13 protein-coding genes are annotated in these 17,260 nt (G+C 67.4%); 7 read left to right on the forward strand and 6 right to left on the reverse strand.

Annotated elements, in window-relative coordinates; all coding sequences use genetic code 11:
* Positions 1 to 12: 12 nt before the first annotated feature.
* From msrA to msrB, 3 genes are read right to left on the reverse strand one after another with little or no spacing between them, the layout of a single operon-like run.
* On the reverse strand, positions 13 to 756 hold the full coding sequence (msrA, locus tag BIZ42_RS11785; RefSeq protein WP_070426548.1) for a peptide-methionine (S)-S-oxide reductase MsrA: 744 nt from the start codon (positions 754 to 756) through the stop codon (positions 13 to 15).
* 11 nt (positions 757 to 767) lie between these two features.
* Entirely contained in the window at positions 768 to 2,528 is a 1,761-nt protein-coding gene (locus BIZ42_RS11790) for a cytochrome c biogenesis protein DipZ (RefSeq protein ID WP_070426549.1), read from the reverse strand.
* 36 nt (positions 2,529 to 2,564) lie between these two features.
* Entirely contained in the window at positions 2,565 to 3,071 is a 507-nt protein-coding gene (msrB, locus tag BIZ42_RS11795) for a peptide-methionine (R)-S-oxide reductase MsrB (RefSeq protein WP_070426550.1), read from the reverse strand.
* Positions 3,072 to 3,216: 145 nt separating this feature from the next.
* Here msrB and BIZ42_RS11800 point away from each other — a divergent pair, with 145 nt between their 5' ends.
* Together BIZ42_RS11800 and BIZ42_RS11805 are read left to right on the forward strand one after the other, a co-directional pair.
* The gene (locus BIZ42_RS11800; protein ID WP_070426551.1) at positions 3,217 to 3,939 is read left to right on the forward strand and encodes a response regulator transcription factor; all 723 of its coding nucleotides are present in this window, start codon (positions 3,217 to 3,219) and stop codon (positions 3,937 to 3,939) included.
* Positions 3,936 to 5,402 carry a HAMP domain-containing sensor histidine kinase gene (locus BIZ42_RS11805; RefSeq protein ID WP_070426552.1) on the forward strand — a complete coding sequence of 489 codons (1,467 nt, stop codon included), beginning with the start codon at positions 3,936 to 3,938 and terminating at the stop codon, positions 5,400 to 5,402. Before BIZ42_RS11800 ends, BIZ42_RS11805 begins: the two co-directional genes overlap by 4 nt.
* A 93-nt stretch (positions 5,403 to 5,495) precedes the next feature.
* Here BIZ42_RS11805 and BIZ42_RS11810 read toward each other — a convergent pair whose 3' ends face one another.
* Positions 5,496 to 5,861 carry a phasin family protein gene (locus BIZ42_RS11810; RefSeq protein ID WP_070426553.1) on the reverse strand — a complete coding sequence of 122 codons (366 nt, stop codon included), beginning with the start codon at positions 5,859 to 5,861 and terminating at the stop codon, positions 5,496 to 5,498.
* Positions 5,862 to 6,060: 199 nt separating this feature from the next.
* A complete protein-coding gene (queD, locus tag BIZ42_RS11815; RefSeq protein WP_046273820.1) occupies positions 6,061 to 6,414 on the reverse strand; it encodes a 6-carboxytetrahydropterin synthase QueD in 354 nt (117 codons plus the stop codon).
* 188 nt (positions 6,415 to 6,602) lie between these two features.
* On the opposite strand from queD, the gene BIZ42_RS11820 reads away from it, so the two are divergent.
* From BIZ42_RS11820 to BIZ42_RS11835, 5 genes are all read left to right on the forward strand, one after another.
* Positions 6,603 to 9,248 carry a TonB-dependent receptor gene (locus BIZ42_RS11820; protein WP_070426554.1) on the forward strand — a complete coding sequence of 882 codons (2,646 nt, stop codon included), beginning with the start codon at positions 6,603 to 6,605 and terminating at the stop codon, positions 9,246 to 9,248.
* A gap of 148 nt (positions 9,249 to 9,396) precedes the next feature.
* Positions 9,397 to 11,937, forward strand: coding sequence for a M14 family zinc carboxypeptidase (locus tag BIZ42_RS11825; protein WP_070427524.1), 2,541 nt, complete (start codon positions 9,397 to 9,399; stop codon positions 11,935 to 11,937).
* Positions 11,938 to 12,225: 288 nt separating this feature from the next.
* Entirely contained in the window at positions 12,226 to 13,077 is an 852-nt protein-coding gene (locus BIZ42_RS11830; protein ID WP_070426555.1) for a hypothetical protein, read from the forward strand.
* Between the two features lie 159 nt (positions 13,078 to 13,236).
* On the forward strand, positions 13,237 to 13,818 hold the full coding sequence (locus tag BIZ42_RS19885; protein ID WP_237393500.1) for a TonB-dependent receptor plug domain-containing protein: 582 nt from the start codon (positions 13,237 to 13,239) through the stop codon (positions 13,816 to 13,818).
* The gene (locus BIZ42_RS11835; RefSeq protein WP_237393501.1) at positions 13,707 to 15,539 is read left to right on the forward strand and encodes a TonB-dependent receptor; all 1,833 of its coding nucleotides are present in this window, start codon (positions 13,707 to 13,709) and stop codon (positions 15,537 to 15,539) included. Before BIZ42_RS19885 ends, BIZ42_RS11835 begins: the two co-directional genes overlap by 112 nt.
* A 138-nt stretch (positions 15,540 to 15,677) precedes the next feature.
* Here BIZ42_RS11835 and BIZ42_RS11840 read toward each other — a convergent pair whose 3' ends face one another.
* On the reverse strand, positions 15,678 to 17,066 hold the full coding sequence (locus tag BIZ42_RS11840) for a DEAD/DEAH box helicase (protein WP_070426556.1): 1,389 nt from the start codon (positions 17,064 to 17,066) through the stop codon (positions 15,678 to 15,680).
* Between the last annotated feature and the right edge of the window lie 194 nt (positions 17,067 to 17,260).

Here is a 17,260-nt window from a genome sequence, read left to right on the forward strand (position 1 = left end):
TCCCGAGCGCGCTCAGCGGGCCGAAATCGTGGTGCTCACCAGGCGCGGCTGCTCGCGGTACAGCGCCGGGTACTGCTGCTTCAGCGCGACCACCTTGGGCAGGTCGTTGATACGGATGTACAGCGATTCGGGGTGCAGCGTGAGGTAGTTCTGGTGGTAGCCCTCGGCGGCGAAGAACGGCTTGCCGCCGTCGACCTGGGTGACCACCGGCGCGGCGTAGGTCCTGGCCTGTTGCAGCTGGGCGATGTAGGCGCGGGTGGCATCGCGCTGGGCGGCGTCGTCTGCATAGACCGCAGAGCGGTACTGGGTGCCGCGGTCCGGGCCCTGCCGGTTGAGCTGGGTCGGATCGTGCGCCACCGAGAAGAACACCTGCATCAACTGGCCGTAGCTCACCTGCGAGGGGTCGTAGGTCACCTGCACCGCCTCGGCATGCCCGGTACCGCCGCTGCCGACGCGCGGGTAGGTCGCGTTCGCCGCGCTGCCGCCGATGTAACCGGAGAGCGCACTATCCACGCCCTTGATGTGCTGGAACACGCCCTGCACGCCCCAGAAGCAGCCGCCGGCGAATACCACCTGGGCGCGCTTCACGCCCGGCTGGCGCAGGTCCGCCTTGCCGGCCGGTGCGGGCACGGCCACCGTCGCAGCGGCCGCGGCAGCCTGTGCGGGCCGATCCAGGCCCACCACCACGCTGGCGGTGAGTGCCGCGATGGCAACGGCGATGCCGCCGGCCACGAGTTTGTCGAATGCGATCTTCATGCGATGGCTCCTCAACCAAACGTAAAGGCGTAGGCGCGCACGCCTGGATCGAGGAACTCGATCTCGAAGGTGCGCTCCTGCACGTCGCCGGACTGGCGGATCAGCTGATACAGGCGGTTTTCATCCACGACGCCGTCGCCGTCGGCGGAAACATCGCCACCGGCCGCAGGGCCCGGCGCGTGCCCATCGATGCGCACGCGGAACCGCACGGGCTTGCCGTCTTCGCCCGGGGCCAGCACGAGGTGCAGGTCGCGCGCATGGAAGCGGAAGGCGATGCGGCCGCCGCCCGTTTCCTGCCGGGCATCTTCGTTGCCCACGGTCCAGCGCCCGGCCAGGGCCCACTGGTTGTGCTGCAGCGTCGCAGGCACGGCGTAGTCGGCGGGTTGATCCTGGCGCTGGCCGCCGGGCGAGGCGAAGTTCTCGGCACGCGCATGGCCGAGGTAGGTCTCCGGCGATTTGAGGTTGCCCATGTCGGCCTGGCGCGCCACGCCATCCAGCGTCATCGCCACCGGTGCATCGTCACCGGGCAGCGTGTTGCCGGCCTCGCGCAGCAGCTGGCGGATGATCTGCTCGGACTGTGCGTAGTTGCCCTCACCGAAGTGATGCGCACGGATCCGGCCCTGCGCGTCGATGAAGTAGTGGGCCGGCCAGTACTTGTTGTTGAAGCCGCGCCAGATGGCGAAGTCGTTGTCGATCGCCACCGGGTAGGTGACCTTCAGATCCTTCACCGCGCGCTGCACGTTGGCCAGATTGCGCTCGAAGGCAAACTCCGGCGCATGCACGCCGATCACCACCAGCCCGTGGTCGCGGTAGCGCTCGGCCCACTCGCGCACGTAGGGCATGGCACGCAGGCAGTTGATGCAGGAGTAGGTCCAGAAGTCGACCAGCACCACCTTGCCGCGCAGCGCCTGCGCATCCAACGGCGGGCTGTTGAGCCAGCCGGTGGCGCCGGCCAGCGGGGGCAGGGTGCCTTCCACCGGCAGCGGCTGCCCGGGCGTGCTCGCAGCGGCACGCATCATCGCCGCGCCGGCGACCGGCTCCTGTGCTGGCAGCACGTCGAGCAGGCCCTGTTCCAGCTTGGCGGTGCTGACCGTGGAGAGCCGGGTCAGCACGCCGGTGTCCCAGCCCATCGCGATGGCGACCACCGCCAGCAATGCGGCGATGCCCAGCCCGCGGCGTACCCACTCCCCCACCCCGAGGCGACGCTTGAGCGCGGCGAACACACGCCCGCCGATCCAGATCGCCAGGGCCAGCGAGGTGGCCGCGCCCAGTGCATAGGCGAGCAGCAGCCCGCTGGTGCCGACACTGGCCCCCTGCAGCGCCGCGCCGGTGAGGATCAGGCCGAGGATCGGGCCCGCGCACGGCGCCCACAGCAGGCCGGTGGCGATGCCGATCAGCAGCGAGGTGCCAACGCCCCCGCGTCCGGCATCACTGGCCGCATCGGCCGAGGCGCTCAGCCGCGCGCCCAGCCGCTGGAACGGCGACAGCAGGCGGTCGGCCAGCGCCGGCCACAGCAGCGCCAGCGCAAACACCGCCATCACCACCAGCGCGATCCAGCGTCCGATCTGGTTGGCCTGCGCCACCCACTGGCTGCTCACCGCCGCCAGGCTGGCGACCACGGCGAACATCAGCGCCATGCCGATCAGCAGCGGCAGCCCACTGCGCAGGAAAGGGCGGTCGGACCGTGCGAACACGAACGGCAGCACCGGCAGGATGCAGGGGCTGAGGATGGTGAGCACGCCACCGAGGTAGGCCAGCACGAGCAGAAGCATGGAGAGGTCCTTCTATGACGCAGGGGAGTGCGGCACTCAGGCCGCGACGAAATTCATGGCCACGCCGTTCATGCAATAGCGCAGTCCGGTCGGGCGCGGGCCGTCATCGAAGACGTGGCCGAGGTGGCCACCGCAACGCCGGCAGTGCGCCTCGACCCGGACCATGCCCAGCGTGGTGTCGCGGTCTTCGCCGACGGCATCGTGCAGCGGCGCCCAGAAGCTGGGCCAGCCGGTGCCGCTGTCGAACTTGGTGGAGGAGGAGAACAGCGGCAGCGCGCACCCCGCACAGGTGAAGGTGCCGCGCCGGTGTTCCTTGTTGAGCGGGCTGCTGAACGGCCGCTCGGTGCCCTGCCGGCGCAGCACGCTGTACTGGCCCGGGGTGAGCTGCTCGCGCCACTGCGCATCGCTGCGCATGACCTCGAACTGGCGCGCAGGCGCGGCAGGGGCCGCCGGGGCGGGCCCGCTGCAGGCGGTCAGGCCGAACAGACCGGCGGCGGCCGCCATGCCACCCATTCCAAGCACATTGCGACGTGTGTAGCGCATGGCCGATCTCCGGGTACGGGAACGATGCGGCCATGCTGCGCCCGGCCCGGTCAACGAATCCTCACGCAGGGTTAAATTTTCCGTGACACATTCCGGTCGCGATCCGCCGACAATGCCTCATGCCCTCCTGCCGCCCCCCGAGCCGATGAGCAGCGCCAAGCGTGTCCTGATCGTCGAAGACGATGTCCACATCGCCAACCTGCTGCGCATGCACCTGCGCGACGAGGGCTATGAGGTCACCCATGCCGCCACCGGCGACGAGGGGTTGGCCCTGCTCGAAGGCCAGCCCTGGAGCGCGCTGGTACTGGACCTGATGCTGCCCGGCGTGGACGGCCTGGAGATCTGCAAGCGCGCCCGCGCGATGACGCGCTACACCCCGATCATCATCACCAGTGCGCGCGCCAGCGAAGTGCACCGCATCCTGGGGCTGGAGCTGGGCGCGGATGACTACCTGGCCAAACCGTTCTCGATGCTGGAACTGGTCGCCCGCGTGAAAGCACTGCTGCGCCGCGTGGAAGCGATGGCGCAGAACGCGCGCATTGATGCCGGTGAAACCGAGGTGGCCGGGCTGCGCATCGACCCGGTCGCACGCACGGCGCAGGTGGAGGGCAGGCCACTGGAACTGACCCCGCGCGAATTCGACCTGCTCTACTTCTTCGCCCGTCACCCAGGCCAGGTGTATTCGCGCATGGACCTGCTCAACCAGGTCTGGGGCTACCAGCACGACGGCTACGAACACACCGTCAACACCCACATCAACCGGCTGCGCAACAAGATCGAGCGCGATGCGGCCAATCCGCAGCGCATCCAGACGGTCTGGGGGCGCGGCTACAAACTGGTCGATGGCAACGAAGGGGGCGGCGCATGATCCGGCTCACGTTGTCGCAGCGCCTGTCCGCGGTGTTCTTCGCGCTGCTGCTGTTGTGCTGTGGCGCGCTGGTGTGGATCCAGATGCGCAGCACCACGGTGCATGAGCAGGAAACCGTACAGCGCCTCTCGCGCGGGCTGGCCGAACACATCGCGCGCAGTGGTGAGTTGATGGATGGCCGCGGCATGCGCAACGGCGAAGTGCGCGCGCTGTTCGGCAAGCTGATGGCGGTCAACCCGAGCGTGGAGGTATACCTGCTCGACGACCAGGGCCGCATCCTCGGCCACGATGCTCCGGACGGTCATCTCAAGCGCAGCCGGGTCGATCTGGCACCGGTAAAGGCGCTGCTGCGCGACGAGCCGCTGCCGATCCTCGGCGATGACCCGCGCAGCGCCACTGGCCGCAAGGTGTTCAACGCGGCGCCGCTGTGGGTGCAGGGGCATCAGGCCGGCTACATCTACGTGGTGCTGGTCGGTGAACAGCGCGAAGCACTGGCGGCCAACATCGCCGCCAACAGTACGCTGCGCACCACGCTGTGGTCGTTGGCGATCGTCGCGGTGGTGGGCCTGCTGGCCGGCCTGGTCGCGTTCCGTTGGGTCACCCGCCCGCTGCGCCAGCTGACCCGGCGCATCCAGTCCTTCGATGTCGATGCCGCCACCCCCGATGCCGCCCCGCCGCCGGCGCCGCTGCGCAGCGGCGAGCGCGATGAACTGGCCATCCTGCAGCACAGCTTTGGTCACATGGCCCAGCGCCTGGGCGAGCAATGGCAACAGTTGCGCCAACAGGACCTGCAGCGGCGCGAGCTGGTGGCCAATATCTCCCACGACCTGCGCACGCCGCTGTCCTCGCTGCACGGGTATCTGGAAACGCTGGCCCTCAAAGACGCCACGCTGGGCGCCGACGAGCGCCAGCGCTATCTCTCGATCGCGCTGTCGCAGAGCCACAAGGTCGGGCGCCTGGCCCAGGCGTTGTTCGAGCTGGCCCGGCTCGAACACGGCGGTGTCGTACTGGACCGCCAGGCGTTCTCGCTGCCGGATCTGATCCAGGATGTGTTCCAGAAATTCGAGCTGGCGGCCGAGTCGCGCCGGCAGACTCTCAGCGCCGACATTCCGCCGGGTATCCCGCCGGTGATCGCGGACCTGGCATTGATCGAGCGGGTGCTGACCAACCTGCTCGACAACGCGATCCGCCATACGCCGGAAGGCGGGCGCATCACGGTCACCCTGCGCGCGGCCGATGGCCAGGTGCAGGTCAGCGTGGCCGATACCGGCCCGGGCATTGCCGCCGAACGCCGCGCCACCCTGTTTACCGCGATGCCGGCGTTGAGCAGCCAGCGGCCGGACAGCGGTGGTCTGGGCCTGCTGATCGTGCATCGCATCGTGCAGCTGCACGGGCGTGAGATCCGCCTGCTGGAGAGCCCGGAAGGGGCGTTGTTCGTGTTCTCGTTGCCGGCGGCGCGGTAACAGCGCCCAAAAAAAGACCCGACAGAGGGAGGGTTCTGTCGGGTCTGGGATTGCGTGGGGGGAGGGACCCACGCAAATTCGATGTTGTCCGGCTCAGCCGCGGGTCTTGCCCGCGCTGGGCGTGGCGGCCGCGAACGGCTGCCGGGCGAGTTCGCTGAAGGCTTCGGAGGCCTTCAACCCCAGGCCGGCCACTTCCTGGCTAGCGCTGGTCCAACGGGCGAGGTTGTCACGTGCCAGTTGCGCGCCCTTGGGCAGCAGCGACTGCAGCGTGCCGGAGTCCTGTGACTGCACGACTTCACCGAAGAACCCGCTGGTGGCGGTGATGTTCTTCTCCAGCGTCTTCAACTGCACCCCGAACATGCTTTCGGCATTTTCCAGCGCGAGCCGGTTGGCGCGCGTGGCCGTGGCGGCCAGCTGGCGGGTGTAGTCGCTGAAGGAATCGGTGAACGCGGACGCCATGGTCAGGACGGCTCGAGAACGTTGATGCAATGCAGCATACGCCGAAAATATTGCATTGCAACATTTCGTTGCCAGTTGTGGTCCGGTTTCACCTGAACCGCTTTCCGATCAATGGGTTGCATGGGTCGGGGGCCGCGATGACCGGCGGACAGCCGACCAACGGTCGGCTCTACCGCGCTGTGCACCCGCGCGCCGCCAATCAACCGCGATAGCGGCAGCCGGACGTGCAGGTTTCGTGCACGGTGACTTCGCTCAGCTCGGGCAGGGCCGGCTTGAGTTCGTTCCAGATCCAGACCGCCAGCCGCTCGCTGGTCGGGTTCTCCAGACCGGGGATGTCATTGAGGTAGTGGTGGTCCAGGCGGTCATAGATCGGCTGGAAGGCGGCTTTGACGTCGCCGAAATCCATGATCCAGCCGGTCTGCTCACCTGGCTCGCCCTCCACTTTCAGTTCCACCCGGAACGAGTGGCCGTGCAGGCGCGCGCACTTGTGGCCCGGCGGCACATTGGGGAGGTGGTGAGCGGCCTCGAGGGTAAAGACTTTGAAGATTTCCATGGCCGCATTGTAGCGGTGGGCCGGGGGTGCGGCAGCGCCAGGCCGTTAATTGTTGCTAACGAAAACATTTCCATCCGGATGAAGAGATGTTAGTTTCTCTTATATCCGTATGAAGAGATGTTATTGGCCGTGGTTCAGCCAGACATGGACTACTGCGGAACTTGTCGTCCACCACCCCACTGAAGTTCATGCCCAAGCCCACTCTTCTTGTAGCGGCGTTGTCCGTCGCTCTGGCCACGCCTTTGACCGCGTTCGCCGACGCCGCCCCCGATGCCGCCGCCGCCGGCGACAGCAAGACCCTCGCCGCCGTACGGGTCACCGGGTCCAACATCAAGCGCACCGATACCGAGTCGGCCAACCCGGTGCAGGTGATCGAGCGCCAGCAGCTGGAGGAGACCGGCAAGGCCACCGTCGCCGACCTGCTGCGCTCGATCTCGGCCAACACCGGCAACGCCAACAACGAAACCACCAACAACGGCTGGGCCTCCGGTTCGGCCGGCATCGGCCTGCGCGGCCTGTCGCAGAAGAACACGCTGGTGCTGCTCAACGGCCGTCGCCTGGCCAACTACGGCTTCCCGGCCGGCGGCCTGTCGGACACCTTCGTCAACCTCAACGCGCTGCCGCTGGTCGCCGTGGAGCGCATCGAAGTGCTCAAGGACGGCGCGTCGGCCGTGTATGGCTCCGATGCGGTGGCCGGCGTGGTCAACATCATCACCCGGCAGAATTTCGAAGGCGCCGAACTCGGTGGCAGCCTCGGCACCGCCGACCAGGGCGGGCTGGACGAGCAGAACCTGAAGTTCATCGGCGGTATCGGTGATCTGGACACGGATGGCTACAACATCCTGGTCAGCCTGGAAGGCTACAACCGCGAGCGCCTGGACCAGGACCAGCGCGACCTGACCAAGTCGGGCATCTACACCGACAAGCCCGGCGGCCGCTGGAACGGCTGGTCGGCCAAGGGCGCGCGGTATCTGGTCAACGGCACCTCGGTGCCGATGCTCGATTCCAACGGCAACTGCCCGGAGGGCACCACCCTGGTCGCCAGCGCGCCGATCGATGGCCTGGCCGGCAACACCTGCGGCTTCAACCAGGCGCCGTACACCACGCTGATCCCCTCGACCAAGCGTTACCAGGCCTATGTCAACGGCACCTTCCGGGTGAACGACAACGTCGAAGCCTTCGGTGAAGTGCTCTACAGCGACATCAAGGGCGTCTCCTGGTTCGGCAGCAGCCCGTTCTTCACCCTGGAAAGCGGTCGCTTCGCGCTCAACGCCGATACCGGGCTGGCCGAGCCGGTCTCCTCCAATCTGCCGGCGAGCAGCCCTTACAACCCCTACGGCCGCGCCGTGCCGATCGAGTACACCTTCTTCAACCTCGGTGCGACCATCAAGACCAACCGCTCGCAGGCTTACCGCGGCCTGGTCGGGCTGCGCGGCAGCCTGCAGAACTGGGACTGGGAAGTGGGTGCATTCGGTGCGCGCAGCAGTGAGCGCGAGACCGTCTCCGGCGGCTTCGCCAATCGCTATGCGCTGGCCGATGCGCTGGCCACCGGCAGCTACAACCTGCTCAATCCCGCGGCCACCCCGCAGGACGTGCTCAACGCGATCAACATCAGCACGCTGCGCCCGGCCGAGTCGGTGCTGCAGGGCGTGGATGCCAAGATCTCCGGTGCGATCGGGCACACCTGGGCCGGCGAGATCGGCTTTGCCGCCGGTGCCGAGTGGCGCCGCGAAAAACTCGATTCCAACAACCCCTGGCAGATCGATGCGGGCCTGCAGATCCGCCCGGCGATCGCCGAAGTGCACGGTGAGCGCAAGGTGACCGCGGCCTATGCCGAAGTGAACGTGCCGCTGGCCGAGCGCCTGGAGCTGCAGGCCGCTGCGCGCGCCGATCATTACAGCGATTTTGGCGATGCCTTCTCGCCCAAGCTGAGCCTGCGCTGGCAGCCGTGGGACATCCTGCTGGTGCGCGCGGCCGCCTCCAAGGGCTTCCGTGCGCCGTCGCTGTCGGAGAATTCCAACAGCACCAGCATCGCCTACGGCAGCGTGATCGATCCGCGCGATCCGGACGTGCCGGGCTCGCGGCAGAACCCGACCTTCTTCACCGTGGGCAACAACGACCTCAAGCCCGAGCGCACCAAGAGCTTCAACGCCGGCATCGTGCTCTCGCCGTGGTCCAACACCAGCCTGAGCGTGGACTACTACCGTATCGAGCTGGAGAACCTGGTAGGCACCAACAACACCCAGACCCTGGTCACCGATGACGTGCCCGGTGCGGTGCTGCGCGATGAGCGTGGCAAGCTGCTGGCGGTCTACAACCGCTATCAGAACCTGAGCGAGCTGAAGACATCCGGCTTCGATGTCGAACTGCGCCAGCGCTTCCCGACCGAGCGTGCCGGCAACTTCGGCCTGAGCACCGCCTTCACCCACGTGCGCGACTACAGCCGCCCCACCGTGGTCGGTGGCCCGCTGGTGGATTACGCCGGCAGCAACCTCGGCGCCACCCTGCCCAAGAACAAGGCAACCACCACCTTCGATTGGAGCTATGGCGATTTCCGCACCGCGCTGACCTGGTACTACACCAGCGGCTACGACCAGAAGGCCAGCGCCGCGGCCACCGCCGTGCAGGACCGCGTGGATGCCTACAACCAGTTCGACCTGTACGTGGGCTACACCGGCATCGACAAGCTGACCCTGTACGCGAAGATCCAGAACCTGGCCGATGAGGAACCGCCGTACGACGCCTCGTTCCCGGGCATCCGCGCGCCGTACGACTTCAGTCAGTACGACCTGCGTGGCCGCTACTTCACGGTCGGCTTCGACTACCGCTTCTGAACCTGCGGGCCGGTCGCCTTCGCGCCGGCCCGGCACCTGGCTGCACCGGAGCGTGCGCATCCAACGGGGCCGGCGGAGATGCCGGCCCGCTTCATGGGGAACTGCTGTGTCTTTGCATCGTGTCGTGTCACGTCCCATCACCTGGCTGATGGGCGCGTTGTGGTTGCTGGCCGCGCCAGCGTTCGCGCAGAGCGCGTACTTCTTCCCGCAGGGCGGCGAGTTCGATCCGTCCATTCCCACCCCGCAGCAGTTCCTCGGCTATGAGATCGGCAGCCGCTACACGCGGCACGACCAGCTGGTGGCCTACTTCAACGAACTGGCCAAACACTCCGACAAGATCAAGGTCGAAGAGATCGGCCGCAGTTACGAGGGCCGCCCGCTGCTGATCGCCACGGTGACCTCGGCACAGAACCTGCAGAACCTGGAGGCGCTGCGGCGCCAGCACGTCACCCTGGCCGATCCGGCGCAGCCGCTCTCGGCCGCCGGCAGCAGCCCGGTGGTGGTGTGGCTGGGCTACAGCGTGCACGGCAATGAAACCTCCAGCGGTGAAGCAGCGATGCTGACCGCCTACTACCTGGTCGCCAACCGCAGTGCGGAAACCGCGCAGTGGCTGCAGCAGGCGGTGGTGCTGTTCGATCCGGCGCAGAACCCGGACGGGCGCGACCGCGCGGCGAGCTGGCACAACGCGTATGCGTCCTCGCCGGCCTCGGCCGATCCGGCCGACAAGGAACATGTCGAACCGTTCCCGCAGGGCCGCACCAATCACTACTTCACCGACCTCAACCGCGACTGGCTGGCGCTGACCCAGCAGGACACGCGGCCGAAGATCGCCTACTTCCACCAGTGGTATCCCAACGTCCAGATCGATTTCCACGAGATGGGCAAGGACAGCACCTACTACTTCGAACCGTCGCCGGCCAGCATGCACAGCCCGCTCATCCCGGCGTCGTCGTATGCGTTCAACAAGACCCTGGCCAAGTACCACGCACAGTCGCTGGATGCGCTGGGCTCGCTGTACTACACCGGGGAGAACTTCGATAACTTCTCGCCGGTCTATGGCTCGACCTACCCGGACTTCCACGGTGCGGTGGGGGTGACCGTGGAGCAGGCCAGCTCGCGCGGCCGCGTGCAGGAATCGGTCAACGGCCTGCTGACCTTCGGCTTCACCATCCGCAACCAGGTGGCCACTGGCCTGGGCACCGTGCGCGGCGCGGTCACCGAGCGCGACGGGCTGCTGAAGCTGCAGAAGGATTTCTTCCAGTCGGCCCTGAAGCAGGCCAGCCAGCAGCCGGTGAAGTCGTTCGTGTTCGGCGACGCGGCCGATCCGGGCCTGACCCGGCGCCTGCTGGATCTGCTGCTGCAGCACCAGATCACCGTGCAGGCATTGAGCGCCCCGGTGACGGTGGACGGCCAACGCTTCGAGCCGGGCAGCGCCTACGTGGTTCAGGCCGCGCAGCCGCAGTTCCGCCTCGTCCATTCGATCTTCGCCGACACCCCGCCGATCAAGGGCGATGTGTTCTACGGCAGCACCTCCTATGCGATCGCACCAGCCTACGGCGTCGCATTCGCCGCCAGCCGCAGCCGGATTGCCGGTGGCGAGCACGTGGCCAGCGTGCCGGACGCGAACGGTGGCGTGGTCGGTGGCCAGGCGGGCTATGCCTACGTGTTTGACTGGCGCGATTACAACGCCAGCCGCGCGCTGTACGCGCTGCAGGCCAAGGGCCTGCTGACCCGCGCGGCCTTCCAGCCGTTCACGGCGGCCACCGCGCAGGGCGAGCAGTCGTTCGGCTACGGCAGCGTGGTGGTGCCGGTGGCGGGCCAGCCGCTGGCCGGTGCAGAACTGCTCGCGGCGGTCGACGCCGCGGCACGCAGCAGTGGCGTGCATATCCAGGCGCTGTCCAGTGGGCAGAGCCGTGGGGGTATCGATCTGGGCAGCGACAGTGTCAAGGCACTGCGCAAGCCGGCGGTCGCGCTGGTGATGGGCGAGGGCGTGAGTGCCACCGAGATCGGCTCGGCCTGGTTCCTGCTTGATCAGCATCTGCAACTGCCGGCCAGCAAGATCGATCCGGCCCAGCTCGGCAAGGTCGCTCTGGATCGCTACACCACCATTGTCCTGGCCGGGGGCACCTACGGTGGCGTCGATGCCACCGCCGTGGCCGCGCTCAAGCGCTGGATCAATGCTGGCGGCACGTTGATCACCTATGGCACCGCCGCGCGCTGGGCGATTGAGCAGAAGCTCAGCGACGAAGTGCTGGGGCCGGAGGAGAAGGAACCGGAGGCGGCACGACGCGCCTTTGGCGATCAGCGCGACATCGCCGCGATCGAACGCGTGAGCGGCAACATCCTCAGCGCCGACGTGGACACCACGCATCCGCTGGGCTTCGGCGTGCCGCGCCGGCAGCTGGCGGTGAACAAGGAAAACGGCCTGAGCTTCCAGCCCAGCCGCAACCCGTTCTCCACGGTGGTACGCATCGACGAAGCGCCCAAGGTCAATGGGTATCTGTCCGAGCGCAACCGCAGCCGCGTCGCTGGTGCGGCCTGGCTGCTGGTCTCGCCGCAGGGGCAGGGCAACGTGGTGCTGTTCGCCGATGACCCGGCGCACCGCAAGTACTGGCACGGCACCGAGCGCCTGCTGTTGAACGCGATCTTCTTCGGCAACCAGCTCAACCCGACCAAGCCGCGCGGCTGACGCCTTCGGCAGCGGTAGTGCCGGCCGCTGGCCGGCTCCCGACCACACCCAGGGTGACACGCCGGCCTCCCCCGCTATGTGTCCGACACAGCCGACCAACGTCGGCTGTTTTCGGTTGCGGGACACCCATCACACCCCATGTGAAAATTCCGTATTGCGAATCATTCGCAATAAGAATAGGATGGCGCCCGCCGGGATCGCCCGGCTGTTTCCGCGAGAAGCCGCCCGCCTGATCGCTGCGCGTCCACGTTGTCGAACCGTAACCGTCCTTTCTCCAGGGGAACCACCATGAAGATCGTCCCGCTCACCGCGGCCCTGCTGGCACTGGTGCTGGCGCCGGCCGCCCATGCACAACCGGCCACCAAGGCCACCCCTGTGTCCCCGACCGCGGCTGCCTTCCTGGCGCAGTTCGCCACCGAAGGCACCGACAGCGTCAGCTGGGCCCAGTTCGAGGCCTTCCGCAAGCAGCGTTACACCGACACCGACCGCAACCAGGACGGCCACGTCGACGAACAGGAATACGTCGATGAGTACCTGCAGCGCTTCGATGTGCGCCTGGCCGACGCGCGCGCCGGCCACCTGCGCCAGACCGACACCCGTTTCAAGGCACTGGATCGCGACGGAAACGGGGCGATCAGCCGCGCCGAGTACGATGCCGCCGGCGAACGCACCTGGGCCGGCTACGAGACGTCGCAGAACGCCTCGCAGGAGACGGCTGCGGCGTCTTCGCGCGATCCGCTGAAGATGCCGACCTCGCACACCGCCAACGGCATGCTGGAGCTGTACGACCGCAACCAGGATGGCGCGGTGGATCGCGAAGAGTTCGACGCAGTGCGTGCCGCGGGCTTCGCCGCCACCGATGCCGACGGCAACGGTACGCTGTCGCTGGCCGAATACACCGCCGAGTTCAGCGGCCGCCTGGAGCAACAGCGCCAGCGTGTGCGTGCCGATGCCGCGCGCCAGGCCCGCGTGCGCTTCGCCTCGCTGGACAAGGACACCGATGGCCGCATGACCTTTGCCGAGTACCAGCTCTCGGGCAAGCGCATGTTCGACCGCGCCGACAGCAATGGCGAGGGCGTCGTCGATGCACGCGATCCCGAGCCGGTCGCCGGCGCGCACTCGGCCAACGGCAGCCGCTAGCGGCCTGGACGTGCGCTGCACCCACGGATGAACCCGGCGCGCGCCCCCTGCGCGCCCTTGCCCCCCAGCCCCGCTCGATCCACCGATCGCCGCAGCCAGGAACGGCCCGCCGCCACCGCGGCCTCACGCCATTACCTTCCCCTCCTGCGGAGCTTGATCATGAAGTCGTCCCTCACCCTGCTGGCGCTGGCGGTTGGCGCCAGCCTGTCCGTCACCGTGCATGCTGAAACCGCTGCCGATGCCAGCACGCTCGATACCGTGCGCGTGCAGGCCGAGCGCGCCAAGAAAACCCGTTCGACCAACCAGAACGTCACCGTCCTCACCGCGGCTGATCTCGACAACGAGATGGCCAACACGATGGAAGAAGCGATCCGCTACATCCCCGGTGTCAGCATCGTGGACATGGGCCGCTTCGGCGACAACGGCTTCAATATCCGCGGCCTGGAAAGCGACCGCGTCGCGATCACCGTCGATGGCCTGAGCCTGGGCGAATCGGTGGAAACCGCGCGTTCCTACGAGTTCTTCCGCGGTGGCCGCGGCGATGTGGACATCGATACCCTCAAAAGCCTGGCCGTGATCAAGGGCGCCGACTCGATCAGCGCCGGCAGCGGTGCGCTGGGGGGGCGGTGGTGTTCACCACCAAGGACCCGGCCGACTACCTCACGCGCACCGGCAACGACACCCACCTGGGCTTCAAGGCGGGGTACTCCGGTGCCAATGACGAAACCATGGGCACGCTGACCTTTGCCAACCGTACCGGCATCGTCGAATCGATGCTGGTCTACACGCGCCGCGAAGGCCATGAATCCGAGTCGTGGTATGACACCACCAACGACCGCATCGGGGTCGGTCGCCGCACGCCGGATCCGGTGGACAGCACCCGCGACAACCTGCTGGGCAAGCTCGACCTGCAGCTCGACGAGGCCAACACGCTGGGCTTCCTCTACGAGCGTGGCCGCGCCACCAACGACGTGGACAACCTCTCGCGCGTCTACGCGCCGGGTTACCTGTCGCGCAAAGGTCATGACACCAACGACCGTGACCGCTACGGGGTGAACTACCAGTGGCGCGCTGACAACGCGCTGTTCGATACGCTGGATGCACAGCTGGACCGCCAGGTCACCGACAGCCGTGGCATCACCACCATCGTGGCCGGCAGCGGTTGCCCCGGCGGCACCACGCCATGCCTGCGCAGCGAGAACCGCTCGACCAAGCAGACCCTGGACCGCGCCGCGGCCGACTTCAGCAAGGTCTTCGCCACTGCCGGCGCGCGCCATGACGTGGTCTACGGCCTGGCCTGGCAGCAGCGCGACATCGATTTCACCGCGGTTGATACGCGCTGGAATGCGGCCGGCGCGGTCGCCTCGGTGGAGATCGACCCGCGGCAGGTGCCCAAGACCGACGTGACTGCCTGGAACCTGTACCTGCGCGACAGCGTGCAGCTGCTGGACGAACGGCTGACGCTCAGCGCCGGTGCGCGCTACGACCGTTACGACTACTCACCGCAGGTGGATGCCACCTTCGTGGACCGCACCGGCACCGTGCGCGATGTGAGCTTCGCTTCGCCGAGCTGGCAGCTGGGCGCCGAGTACCGCTTCCTGCCCGATCACGCGCTGTGGGCGCAGGTGGGTCGTGGCTTCCGCGCCCCGACCGTGGCGGACATGTATTCGCCGACCAGCGCCACCCAGGTCATCAACGCGCAGAACGGCCAGCCGCTGCTGCTCAACGACACCGTCTCCAACCCGGACCTGGAGGCGGAGAAGAGCCTGAATCTGGAGTTCGGCTACCGCTGGAGCACCGATCGCGCGCAGCTGGGCCTGTCGGTGTTCCGCGACCGCTACGAGAACTTCATCGAGTACACCAACCTGGTCCAGTCGGTACCCGGCGGCTTCCGCACCACCGCCACCGGCCCGGTGCTGTATTCGCGCAACTACACGATGCCGACCAACGCGGGCGAAGTGACGGTGAAGGGCGTGGAGCTGGAAGGGCGCTGGCAGATCAGCGACGCCTGGTCCTCGCGCCTGGCGGCCTCCTACAGCGAAGGCGAGAAGCGCAACGGCGACCCGCTGGAGAGCATCGTGCCGGCCAGTGCGGTACTGGGCGTGCGCTACGCGCCGTCGCCGGTGTGGAACCTCACCGCCAGCGTGACCCACGCCGTGGCCAAGAAAGCGAAGGACGCCTACACCACCGACGCCACCGGCAAGGTCATCACGCCCGCCTTCGTCGACAAGGCCGATGGCTACACCGTGCTGGATCTGTACGGCACCTGGAACGTCACCCCGCAGTGGAAGCTCAGCGCCGGTATCTACAACCTGACCAATGAGGAGTACTACCTCTGGCAGCGCGTGCGCAACATCAACAAGGGCACCAACACGCTGTACGGCTACGTCAACGATGAGGGCATCGGCCGCTACAGCGAGCCCGGCCGCAATGCGCGGATCACGGTGGCCTACAGTTTCTGAGTCGGGGCGCCGAGCCACTGCCGGACAGGCGCCAACGACCGGGCCGGTAGTGCCGGCCGCTGGCCGGCTCCCGAGACACACAAAAAAGGGCGACGCAGATGCGTCGCCCTTTTTGCGTTTCAGCGATGCCCGGAGGAATCAGCTGGCGCGACCGCCGCCGCCACCCTGGCTGCGACCGGCACCGCCACGGCGCTGGCCCTGCGGCTGGCCACCGCGCGGTGCACCGCGACCGGCGCCATCACGCTGGCCGCCACCGGCCTTCTTCGGGCCGGCATGGGCGTGGCGCGGGGCCTCGCTGTGCGGACGACGCGCATGCTTGCGCGGCGAACGATCGCCACCCGGCACTTCGGCCTTGCCCGGCGCACTGTTGCCCCAGCGGATCGGGGTCTGCGGCTCGAAGCCCGGCACGTCGCGGATGTCCATGTCCTTGTCGAGCAGGCGCACGATCTGGCGCAGCAGCTTGGCTTCGTCCTGGGCCACCAGCGAAATCGCCTGGCCGGTCGAACCGTTACGGCCGGTACGGCCGATGCGGTGCACGTAATCCTCGGCCACCATCGGCAGGTCGTAGTTGATGACCTTCGGCAGCTCGTTGATGTCGATACCGCGCGCGGCGATGTCGGTGGCCACCAGCACGGTCACGCGGCCGGCCTTGAAGTCACCCAGGGCACGCAGGCGCTGGCCCTGGCTCTTGTTGCCATGGATCGCCGCGGTCTTGATGCCGGACTTGTCCAGGAACATCGCCAGCTTGTCGCAGCCATGCTTGGTACGGCCGAACACCAGGGTCTGCTCACGGCTGTCCTGCGCCAGCAGGTGCAGCAGCAGTTCGCGCTTGCGCGCGCCATCGACCGGATGCACGCGGTGGGTGATGGTCTCGGCGACGGTGTTCTTCGGGGTCACCTGGATCTGCGCCGGATCGCGCATGAACTCCAGGGCCAACTGCTTGATGCTCTCTTCGAAGGTGGCCGAGAACAGCAGGGTCTGGCGGTTCTGGCGCGGCAGCTTGGCGAGGATCTTCTTGATCGACGGCAGGAAGCCCATGTCGAGCATGCGGTCGGCTTCGTCCAGGACCAGGATCTCGATGCCGGACAGGTCGACGCTGCGACGCTCGATGTGATCGATCAGGCGGCCCGGGCAGGCGACCAGCAGGTCCACGCCACGGCGCAGCACGTCGAACTGGTTGCCCATGCCGACGCCGCCGTAGATGCAGGCGCTCGGGATGCGCAGATACTTACTGTAGCCGCGCAGGCTGTCATGTACCTGGGTGGCCAGTTCGCGGGTGGGGGCGAGCACCAGTGCACGCGGCTTGCGCGGGCCATTGACGGCCTGCGGGTTGGTACCCAGGTGCTGCAGCAGCGGCAGGCCGAAGGCGGCGGTCTTGCCGGTACCGGTCTGTGCGCCGGCCAGCAGGTCGCGACCTTCCAGGGCGAGCGGGATGGCCTGCTCCTGGATCGGCGTGGGGGTATCGTAGCCCTGCTCGGTCAACGCGCGCAGCAGGAACGGGGCAAGGCCCAAGGATTCAAAAGACATCGGGTGGAAGCTCCAAAGACAAAGTAACGCCAGGCCGAATGGCCGGACGCGAGGCAGATCAATGTGATCGGCTGACTCGGAGCGTTCCCGTGAACCGCGCTGCGAGAATTGGGTGCAGTCGACGCGGTGCGAAGACTGGAATGCATGACGAATGGCGTCGGAGTGGGGGCGGGCGACGGATCGTTGATCCATAT

This window comes from Stenotrophomonas sp. LM091, assembly GCF_001806305.1.
Classification (GTDB): Bacteria; Pseudomonadota; Gammaproteobacteria; order Xanthomonadales; family Xanthomonadaceae; genus Stenotrophomonas; species Stenotrophomonas bentonitica_A.